The following is a 10235-nucleotide window of genomic DNA, read 5'->3' as shown; positions in this document are numbered from 1 at the left end:
GGGAGGAGTACATCTCCGTCGGAGGGAGGGGGCGCGTATTCGGCTGCGGGGTCGCTTGGGGTGGTGCGGTCGGATGTCGATGTCGCCGATGTTGCCGGGGGTGGTGCCGTGGCTCCGGCCTGTGTTCGCGGCTGGGCTTCCGTCGGAGTTTCTGGCGGTGTTCCTGCTGCTGGTTCCGGTGTCGACGCTCCTGCGGGAGGCTGCTTCTCGTGCGTTCCGAAGGCTCGCTCCTCGCGGCGTCGTTCCCGTACGGCACGGCCACGGGCCACGACCCCGAGTACGAACACCGTGAGGACCACCAGCACCATCAGTTCGCCGATGAACAGGCCCCAGAACAGCCCGTATCCGGAGAGCTGGGACGGAGGTGTCCCTGGCCAGGCGGCGGCGAGGTCCTGCGGGGCGGTGGCCAGTTCGCGCAGGGCGAGCGGGGACCGGGTGAGCGTCACGCCGTCCGGCCAGGCTCCGTGGGCGAGGAGCCCGGCCAGGCCGGTGGCCGTCCAGGCGACCAGGGTGGCCGCGAGGAGGAGGGCCAGGAGGCCGATCAGCAGGCCGTCCGGGACGCCACCGCCGCCCTGAGTCCGGTCGTATCCGTCGTGATGGGCCGGGCCCCTGCCCCGTGCTGTCTGTCGTGCCATGTCATGCCACCGTTGACTCTGACGACTCGTTGATCCGTTGCTGGTTCTCGATCCGGGCCGCTCGTTGCTCCGCCTCCAGTTCGGCGGCGCGGATGTCCTCGGGGAGCAGGTCGTCCGTCGATCCCTCGGTCATGGCGCGGTCGGTGAAGACAAGGGGGCGTTCGGCCTCGGTGATCAGGTGTTTGACGACCTGGACGTTGCCGTTGACGTCCCAGACGGCGATGCCGGGGGTGAGGGTCGGGATGATCTCGACGGCCCAGCGGGGCAGGCCGATGACCCGGCCGGTCGCTCTTGCCTCGTCCGACTTCTGGGCGTAGATCGTGCGGGTGGAAGCCATCTTGAGGATGGCCGCCGCTTCCTTCGCCGCGGCTCCGTCGACCACGTCGCTGAGGTGGTGGACGACGGCGACGAAGGAGAGTCCGAGCCGGCGTCCGAACTTCAGGAGGCGCTGGAAGAGCTGCGCGACGAAGGGGGAGTTGATGATGTGCCACGCCTCTTCGACCAGGAAGATGCGCTTCTTGCGGTCGGGCCGGATCCAGGTGTGCTCCAGCCAGACGCCGACGATCGCCATCAGGATCGGCATCGCGATCGAGTTGCGGTCGATGTGCGAGAGGTCGAAGACGATGAGGGGCGCGTCGAGGTCGATGCCGGCGGCCGTGGGACCGTCGAACATGCCGCGCAGGTCACCGTCGACGAGCCGGTCCAGGACGAGGGCGACGTCCAGGCCCCAGGCCCGTACATCGTCTATGTCGACGTTCATCGCCTCGGCGGACTCGGGCTCGGGGTGGCGCAGTTGTTCCACGATGTCCATCAGGACCGGTTGGCGGTCGGTGATGGTCGCGGTGACGTAGGCGTGGGCGACCTTCAGCGCGAAGCCAGACCGTTCGTCCAGCCCGTGGCCCATGGCGACTTCGATGATCGTGCGGAGCAGGGCGAGCTGGCCGGTGGTGGTGATGGAGGGGTCGAGGGGGTTGAGCCGGATGCCGCCGTTGAGCGCTGCGGTGGGGTCCAGACGGATGGGGGTCAGGCCCAGCTCCTGGGCGATGAGGTTCCATTCGCCGACGCCGTCCTCGCCCTGGGCGTCCAGGACGACGACCTGACGGTCGCGGAAGCGGAGCTGGCGCAGGACGTACGTCTTCTCCAGCGCGGACTTGCCGTTGCCGGACTCGCCGAGGACGAGCCAGTGGGGGGCGGGAAGCTGTTGCCCGTACAACTGGAAGGGGTCGTAGATGTAGCCCTTGCCGCTGTAGACCTCGCGGCCGATGATCACGCCGGAGTCGCCGAGGCCGGGGGCGGCGGTGGGGAGGTAGACGGCCTGGGCCTGGCCCGTCGACGTACGGACGGGGAGGCGGGTCGTCTCCACCTTGCCGAAGAGGAAGGAGGTGAAGGCATCCGACAATGCGGACAGGGGGTCTCGCATGGTGGGGGTGCCCTCTCTTGTTGCGGTTCTTCCTGCGGGTGGTGGAGCAGGAGTAGGAGCTGGAGCTGTGGTCGGTGCGTTCGGGTTGATGCGTCCGGGAGACGCGTCGTCAGCGGCGGATGCCTGTGGCGAACGGGAGTGTGTTCACGAAGGCCCGGTGGTGCTCGCGGTCGCACCATTCCAGCTTGAGATACGACTTGCCCGCCGATGCACGGATCGTGCGCTTGTCGCGGGCTAGGGCCTCGGGTGAACGGGACGACACCGTGATGTACCCCACCAGGTTCACTCCGGCCGCGCCGCTGGCGAGATCTTCACCCCGCTGGTCGAGCCGGCCGTGGGCGGCGATGTCGCGGGGGTCGACTGTGCGGTTCATCTTGGCCTGGCGGCTGGCCTCCGCGTCGTCGTTGGTCTTCTCGGTCAGCATGCGTTCGATGGCGATCTCGGTGGGTTCGAGGTCCATGCAGACGGCGACGGTACGGATGACGTCGGGGGTGTGGACGAGGAGCGGGGCGAGGAAGTTGACGCCGACGGGGGTCATCGGCCATTCCTTCACCCAGGCCGTGGCGTGGCACCAGGGGGCGCGGGTGGTGGACTCGCGGGTCTTGGCCTGGAGGAACGTCGGCTCGACCGCGTCCAGTTCGGCGGGCCAGGCGTTGCGCTTGGTCATGGCCTGAATGTGGTCGATGGGGTGGTCGGGGTCGTACATGGAGTGCACGAGGGAGGCCAGCCGGCTCTGGCCGAGCGGCTGGCGGACCCGGATGTCGGCCTCGGCGAGGCGGGCGCAGATGTCGGTGAGTTCGCGGGCCATGACGACGGCGAGGCCGGCGTCGCGGTCGAACCTGCGGCCGCCGTGGGGGCGGGCGGCGCGGGCCATGGCGTTGGCCTCGGCGGCCAGTTCACGGCTGTAGTGCATGCAGGCGACGAGGTAGGCGCGGTGCTGCTCGCTGGAGGTGGAGACCATGGACTGGAGCTGGTCGTAGGACTCCTGGAGCCAGCCCGGGGACGCCTTGTCGCCGCGTTGGGCGACGTCCTTGGCGTGGGCGTCGGGGTCGGCGGGGAGGGTGCGGGCGAGCATCTGGAGGCGGGTGACGAAGCCGTCGCCGTTGGCCACGTGCTTGAGGAGGGTGCCGAAGCGGTCGACGAGGGCTTCCTGGTCCTCGCTGTCGCGGAGGCCGACGCCGGGGCCCTCGATCTCGATGGCGGCGGTGACGGTGCGCCGGTCGGCGTGGAGGAGTACGGCGATCTCGTCGGGGCCGAAGGGGGCGGCGAGCCAGCTGATCCGGCCGATGCCGGGGGGCGGGCCGATCTCGACCTCACGGCCGTCGGCGCTGACGCCCGCTTCCATGGCGCTGGAGCGGTAGGCGGTGCCGCGGCGCAGGGAACGCTTGAAGCTGCGGTTGATCTCGAACCACTTGTAGAAGGTCCGCCCCTTGTACGGGACGTACACGAGGGCGAGCGCCAGCATGGGGAAGCCCACGAGGCAGACGATGCGCAGGGAGAGGACGGGGACGAGGAGTCCGCTCATCATGCCGAGGAACGCGCCGACGATGATCAGAGCGATCTCGCCGGTCTCGCGGTTCTTGCCGACGATCGCGTTCGGACGGGCGCGGCCGATGAGATAAGTGCGGCGGGGCGTCATCGTGTGGGTCTGGGTCGTCAACGCCCGCCACCTCCTGTGCTCGAGTTGCCTGTGGTGCCGAAGCCGCTTCCGCCTCGGGAGGAGCGGCTGCTGTGGGGGGTGCCGGAGGTGGGCGCGGACCCGCTGCGGGGCGAGGGTGCGGCGGAGGGGGCAGATCCGCCGCCGGCCCCGCCGCCCCCGCCGGTGGTGCGGGAGCTGTGGGCGGCGACGCCGCCGCTGGCCGGGTTGGCGGGGCGGGCGCCTCCGCCTCCGCCTCCGCCGCCGCTGTTCTGGTCGTTGCGGCCGCTGTGGGTCTTGATGCCCTGGGAGACGAGGGCGGCAGGGGAGCTGATCAGGGCGGCGGCCTGGGCGCCGTCGGTGGCCTGCTTGCGGTTGGTGCGGGCGCCCTGGATCTCGTCGCCGAAGCCGGGGACGAAGCGGTAGATCATGGCGGAGGCGAAGATGGCCAGCAGGATGATGGAGAGGCCGGAGACGACGGCGGAGAAGGCGTCGGGGCCGTCGCCCGCGGAGAGCGCTCCGGCGAGGCCGAGGACGATGACGATGACGGGCTTGACCATGATCACCGCGATCATGATGCCGGCCCAGCGGCGGACGTGGCCCCACATGTTCTTGTCGACGAGGCCGGCGTAGACGACGATGCCGAGGAGTGCGCCGACGTAGAGCAGGGCGGCGCGGATGACGAGTTCCAGCCACAGGATGCCGGCGGCGAGGATCGAGACGAGCGAGACGACGATCAGCATGATCGGCCCGCCGCCGATGTCCTCGCCCTTCTTGAGGGCCTCGGCGAACGATCCGAAGAAGACGTCGGTCTGGCCGCCGGTGGCGGAGGAGATGACCTCCGTGACGCCGTCGGTGGCGGAGACGATCGTGTAGAGGATCAGCGGGGTGAAGGCCGAGGCGAGGACAGTGAGCCAGAGGAAGCCGACGGCCTCGGAGATCGCGGTGGTGAGGGGGACGCCGCGGATGGCGCGCTTGGCCACGGCGAGGAGCCAGAGGACGAGGGTGAGGACGGTGGAGGCCGCGAAGATGACGGCGTACTGCTGGAGGAACTTGGGGTTGGTGAAGTCGACGTTGGCCGTGGACTCGACGGCCTCGCTGAGTTTGCCGACGATCCAGGAGGCGGCGTCGGCGCAGCCTCGGGCCAGGGAGGAGAGGGGGTCCAGGGCGTCGGTGGAGGTGATGTCCTGGGTGCGTGTGCCGGCACCTTCGCCGCCTTCGCAGTAGTCCTTGGCGGGGCCACGAATCAGGTCGCACGGGTCGGTGCTGGGCGAAGGGGACGGCGGTGGTGTGGGGTCGGCAGCGGCACGGTCGGCGAAGAGAACGGCTGTCGCTTGAATACCGGCGAAGGCCGTGGCGACCGAGAGCCCGCGGAGGGATCGCTTACCTGGCATACGTAAACCCTCCGAACTGCTGCACGGCGTCAGCCATCTCCTCGGCGGAAGAGGCGGCTTGGTCGCGGCCGACGGGCACGGGACCGTCCTTCTGCTGGAAGTCGGAGATCTTCCAGTCCCCGCCGACCCACCGCAGTTCGTAGGTCGTGGTGTACCAGCTCTCCGACACAGGGTTCTTGGAGCCTTCGCCGGCCAGGCCGAACAGGGCGGAATACCAGACAGCGACACTTGCGGTGTCGCCGGCGTACTTTTCCACCTTGGTTCCCACCGGGTTGGCACGAGAAATGAAAGTCAGGCCTTCTGGCGCGCTGCCATCCGGGTTCAACCCGATGCTGGTCAGGAAGGACTCGTCGGAGTAGACCTTGTCCAAGTCATCCTGCCGCGCGCTTGCTACGTCCGGTGCGTACACCGCCTCGGAAATCTCCCGGCGTCGCTCTTGGGTGAACATACCGTCGGAAACCAACGCCACGGAGTAATTCGCCGCCGCGCTCTGCGCCCCCTGCTCGTCGTGGGCGAAGCCGGAGGCGATCGTGCCGTTCTTGCCCTGGACGGGCTTGGTGCCGGTGGCCGCGGTGGGGGCGCTTCCTGTGGTTCCGGGGCCTTTGGCGCCCGGGGAGGATTCGTCGTCGTTGCCACCGCCGCGGTTGGCGAAGGCGATGGCGGCGACGAGGAGGACCACGATGCCGGTGATCGTCACGAGCGAGCGGGAATTGCGGACGGGGCGGCGCGCGTGGGGGTGGCCCGCGTCGCCATCGGGGAGACGGGTGCGGGTCTGACGGGTGCCGCCGAGGGTGCTGTACGGGTCGTCCGGTCGGCTTCCCTGGTCCTTGCCGCGGTAGTCGTGCTCGTCACCGGGACTCATGCCGCGTTCGCTCCCTCGGTCGTGTGCAGATCCGCGCAGGACGACGGTAGCTGTGCTGGTTGCCGCTTGAGCGCGGTGTGGTGACTCGACATCAGGGAAACGCAACCTCAGCCGGTGGGCGCGACGGGCGGATGGTGGGGAGCGGGCTGGGGCGGCCCGGACGGGAGTGGCCGGCTGTGGGTCAGACGGCCATTCCGTACACGATGGTGAACAGGGTCCCCAGGGAGCCGATGATGAAGACCCCTGTCAGTCCCGCCACGATCAGGCCTTTGCCCTGCTCCGCGCTGAACGTGTCGCGCAGTGCCGTTGCTCCGATGCGCTGCTTCGCCGCGCCCCAGATCGCGATGCCGAGGCAGAGCAGGATGGCGATGGCCATCACCACCTCGATCATGATGCGCGCCTCGTTGCCCAGCGTCCCGAACGGCCCCCAGTCCGGAGCGATTCCGCCGATGATGGTGGTGATGTCGCCCTTCTCTGCTGCCAGGATCATGTAAGTCACCGCCCCTGTTGGGTAGTTCGCTGCCCATGCCGTCCGGCACGGGTCGCCTTCTATCTTCGCTGATGAAACCGCGCTCGTACGACGCCTTCCCGGGTCTCTTTACCCGGATCTCGCACGTTTGACCGGGGCGGTCGCCCTGACCTGCGGCTCGTCCCGGCTCCTCACGCATATGCCTAGTTACTCTGTGTATCACGGGGTGTGACCAGGAGCAACGACGGTGGCCATGGGTTCTGATGCGGTCGCAGCGTTCGCGGGGCGCGGCGTGTTCGTATGCGCCGTTCGAGAGCCGTCGGTGCGCCGGTCGGCACCGTGTTCGATGCTTCGGCAGGCGTTGTTGGGGAATGGCGCGCCGAGGGCGCGGGGCCCCTGTGCTCGACCGGACGGCCGGAGGCGCCGTTGAGTCAGCGGACCGTGCGACGCCGGGGCGGCCGGGTGCGGCGGTAGTAGGAGACGGTGACGGCTCCGAGGAGCGGCCCCCAGAGGACGAGCGGCTGGTAGATGACGCCGACCAGGAGCCGGCCGGCGGGGGTCATGTCCGCGTGGGGGTACGTCCACCACAGCGGCATGGCGGCCCAGATCACCGTCAGTGCGAGGGCCCCCGCGGCGGCCGGTACGACGGCGGCCAGGGGGCGAACGGGGCGGCCGCCTACGACGGGTATCCAGCGGGGCAGCGTTTCGCCCCACGGCCGCACCAGGCCGAGGGTCAGCAGGGCGAGCAGCTCGCAGGCGACGCTCAGCGTCAGCATCCACAGCTTGGCGCCCTGGGTGTCGAATGCACGAAGCCTGCCTCGGTGTACCCGGACGGGAACCCGCACACCATCGCCAGCCGCCACAGCCCGGTCGGCAGCACGATCAGCGTGGTCAGCTGCGCGGCGCGGATCGCCCACCGGGGCGCGGGTGGGGGAGAAGGCGGAAGCGCGGGGGCGGAGCCGGTGGGGCGTTCCTGCCGGGTTCGCATCATGTCTTCCATCGTGGTCCTGGGGCCGTGGTGGGGCGTCAGCTTCTGATCCCGAAAGCGCTGTTCCGCGGTACGAGGTCGAGGGCGGGGCCTCCGCCGTGCGGCGGAGGGGGTCTCGACCGTGGGTTCCGTGGGGGCGACGACCACTGTGCTCCGATGTGCCTGTGCCTGTGCCTGTGCCTGTGCTTGCCCCTGTGTCCGTCCCCCTTCGTTCGGGTGAACCGCGCGGCTCCACGGGAACAGCGCCCCTGCTTCGCCCGGCCGGGAACCACGGGACCGACTGCGTACGGAGACGGGGCCACGGAGCGTTGACGGACGGCATGTCGCGCACCGTGGATTTGGCACAGTGCCGCTCCACGATCAAGAGAACGGGTGAGCGGTGTGGGTGGAGCAACCGTGGTCGGGCAGCCGAACGACGGCTGGGCGCGGCTGGGGGCACCGGCCGGAGCGGCGGGGCCGACGGGGAACGGGGACCTTCTGCACAGCGACGGTCCATGGCTGCGTGCCGCCGGTGGGGCCGACCAGCTGGTCACGCACCTCGGCCCGGTGAAGAGCGAACTGGCGGCGGCGCACCAAGGTTTGATCGCCGGGGCCGGAGCGCTGTCCGCCCTGGCCGAACTGAGCACCGTGCGGGACTCGTGGGAGCGCCGGATCGAGGCGGCGCGCCGCGAGTGCGGGAGCCTCGCCGGGAACCTCCGGGCGGTGGTCCAAGGCCAGGCGCAGGCAAACGAGGCGGTGAAGAGCGGCTTCGACAGGGTGAAGACGCCGAGCGGTGGCGGCGCCTGGTGAGCGGACGGAGCGGCGGTGCGGGTGCCGCCCTGACCTGGTCGGCGTTACGTGAGGTGAAGTGCGCCGAGCTGGAGGAGGCCGCGGACGGCTGGGGACGGGTGAGCAACCGTGCTGACGCGGCCCGGGACCGTATCGAGGGCCAGTTCCTGCCCGGCCTGCACGATACTCAGAAAGGGGAGGCGGCGGGTGCGACCGAGGGGCGGCTGCGTCGGCTGGGGACGAACTTCCAGTACATCTACACCGAGTGCGGGCTGCTGCGGACCACGCTGAACAGCCTGGCCCATGAGATCAAGGCCCAGCAGCGCGTGTTGCAGGGGGCGCTGGACGATGCGGCGGCGCTGAAGTTCACGGTGCACGCGGATGGCTCGGTGACCTATCCGGCGGCGGGGGAGGGCCTGGTCGACGGTAAGCCGCTGGCGGGCGGAACGGCGTCCGGGGTTCCGAACCCGGGCATGGTGACCCCTTCGGGGCTCGTCGCACCCAATCCGAACGCCGGCAAGGCCCAGGACATCGCTGACCGCGTGGCGCAGGCCGTACGGACGGCGGCCGATGCGGACTGGCGGTACACCAGGATCCTCCGGTCGCTGAAGGCTCAGGAGGGCCTGAGCGTTCCGGCGGCGACGTGGACGGACGCCGCGGCCGATGCGGCGGCGGTGCGGCAGGCGGCGCGCAGCTACCTGAAGGACGCGATCCCGCACGACGCGAGTCCGGCCGAGCGCAAGGAGTGGTGGGCCGGTCTGACGGACGAACAGCGCGAGGAGTACCTCGCGGTGTACCCGGACCGGATCGGCAACCTGGACGGGATCCCGGCCCTGGTACGGGATGCGGCGAACCGGGACAACCTCCAGCTGCTGATGGGGAAGCTGGAGGGGCGGGACGACGACGATTCGGCGACCAAACTTGCGGCGCTGCGGGAGATCGACCGGCAGTTGCGGGCGGTGCCGAAGGCGGGGGAGCCGCCCATGTACTTGCTCGGGATCGGCGATCAGGGAAATGGGCGGGCGATCGTGTCGTACGGGAATCCGGATACGGCGCGGAACGTGGCGGCGTATGTGCCGGGGTTGAATACTTCGTTGGATGAGGAGTTTGCTGAGGGGGATCTCAAGCGGGCGCGCGATCTGTCCATCGCTACGAATCAGCACGGGGAGCCCTCCGCTGCCATCACCTGGCTCGGATATGACGCACCGCAGTCGCCGGATGGGCTTGGAACGCTTGCCGTTGCTGCGGGGGGCAGGGCGGAGGAGGGTGGCCAAGCCTTCGGTGAATTCATGAGCGGAATTGCGGCGGCCAATGACCACGAGGATCCGCACCTGACGGCCATTGGCCACTCCTACGGCTCGCGGACCGTAGGGGAGGCTACGCAGCGGCCGGGCGGAATTCCCGGTGTCGACGAGATTGTGTTCGTCGGAAGCCCGGGGGTAGGTGTCGACAGTGCCGATGATCTGGGCGTAGGCCGGGAACATGTGTATGTCGGAGCCGCTGCCAACGATATTGTGACAAAACTTCCGTCCAAGAGTCAGTCGGCTGTAGGGGCAGCCGAGATGCTGTTCGGCGGGCCTGCGGCTGCCTACGTCTTCGGTGGTCTGGCCGACCGGGGAGATGACGACGTCTGGTTTGGCAAGGACCCGGCCAGCGAAGCGTTCGGAGCGAGACGGTTCGAGGTGGCGGACGGGCCGACCTTGATCGCGAACGGCAAGCTCAACGCCGATGCGCATTCGCAGTACTTCGATCCCGAGATCGATAGGACATCGGTCGAGAATATGGGGCTGATCGCCGCTGGTCACGCGAACAAGATCCAAAGAGAAGAGCCGCGCTGATGGCCCGGTTCCGGTCGATTCTAGTGACGCTTCTTGTGGGGGCGTTAATGTCAGGGTGCGGGGCGCGGGGGGAAAGCATGGATATGCAGGCTGCTGCCGAACGTGCTGATGAGATGCTCGACAGTGTTCTCGCGGAGGTTGAACCGAGTGTGCGTTGGGTCCATGGTCCGACCACGACGGGAAGCTGCACCGTTACTCGGCGGCGGACCGTCATGACCGTCGTCT

At 69.2% G+C, this 10235-nt stretch carries 7 protein-coding genes and 2 pseudogenes; 2 read left to right on the top strand and 7 right to left on the bottom strand.

Features of this window, described 5'->3' with window-relative positions; translation table 11 throughout:
- The 7 genes and pseudogenes from B9S58_RS39590 to B9S58_RS29655 form a co-directional block, all read right to left on the bottom strand.
- Positions 1-635: pseudogene (locus tag B9S58_RS39590) on the bottom strand (type VI secretion protein); the annotation flags it as partial.
- A gap of 1 nt (position 636) precedes the next feature.
- Positions 637-2055: an ATP-binding protein gene (locus B9S58_RS29680; RefSeq protein WP_103535044.1), complete on the bottom strand. Its 1419-nt coding sequence runs from the start codon at positions 2053-2055 to the stop codon at positions 637-639.
- Positions 2056-2164: 109 nt separating this feature from the next.
- Positions 2165-3715 (bottom strand): SCO6880 family protein, encoded by a 1551-nt coding sequence (locus B9S58_RS29675; RefSeq protein WP_103535043.1) that lies wholly within the window; start codon positions 3713-3715, stop codon positions 2165-2167.
- Positions 3712-5085 carry a hypothetical protein gene (locus tag B9S58_RS29670; protein ID WP_103535042.1) on the bottom strand — a complete coding sequence of 458 codons (1374 nt, stop codon included), beginning with the start codon at positions 5083-5085 and terminating at the stop codon, positions 3712-3714. The genes B9S58_RS29675 and B9S58_RS29670 overlap by 4 nt, the downstream gene beginning before the upstream one ends.
- Positions 5075-5947: a hypothetical protein gene (locus B9S58_RS29665; protein ID WP_103535041.1), complete on the bottom strand. Its 873-nt coding sequence runs from the start codon at positions 5945-5947 to the stop codon at positions 5075-5077. Before B9S58_RS29665 ends, B9S58_RS29670 begins: the two co-directional genes overlap by 11 nt.
- A gap of 181 nt (positions 5948-6128) precedes the next feature.
- The gene (locus B9S58_RS29660; protein WP_003968086.1) at positions 6129-6437 is read right to left on the bottom strand and encodes a hypothetical protein; all 309 of its coding nucleotides are present in this window, start codon (positions 6435-6437) and stop codon (positions 6129-6131) included.
- Between the two features lie 410 nt (positions 6438-6847).
- Positions 6848-7404: pseudogene (locus B9S58_RS29655) on the bottom strand (hypothetical protein).
- 381 nt (positions 7405-7785) lie between these two features.
- Between B9S58_RS29655 and B9S58_RS29650 the strand changes: the two are divergent.
- The gene (locus tag B9S58_RS29650; protein WP_308457938.1) at positions 7786-8193 is read left to right on the top strand and encodes a hypothetical protein; all 408 of its coding nucleotides are present in this window, start codon (positions 7786-7788) and stop codon (positions 8191-8193) included.
- Positions 8190-10010 (top strand): alpha/beta hydrolase, encoded by a 1821-nt coding sequence (locus tag B9S58_RS29645; protein WP_103535039.1) that lies wholly within the window; start codon positions 8190-8192, stop codon positions 10008-10010. The genes B9S58_RS29650 and B9S58_RS29645 overlap by 4 nt, the downstream gene beginning before the upstream one ends.
- Positions 10011-10235 lie beyond the last annotated feature (225 nt).

It is taken from the genome of Streptomyces sp. SM11, assembly GCF_002910905.1.
Classification (GTDB): Bacteria; Actinomycetota; Actinomycetes; order Streptomycetales; family Streptomycetaceae; genus Streptomyces.
Note: the sequence above shows the minus strand (reverse complement) of the source record. Positions and strands in the feature narration are given on the sequence as shown.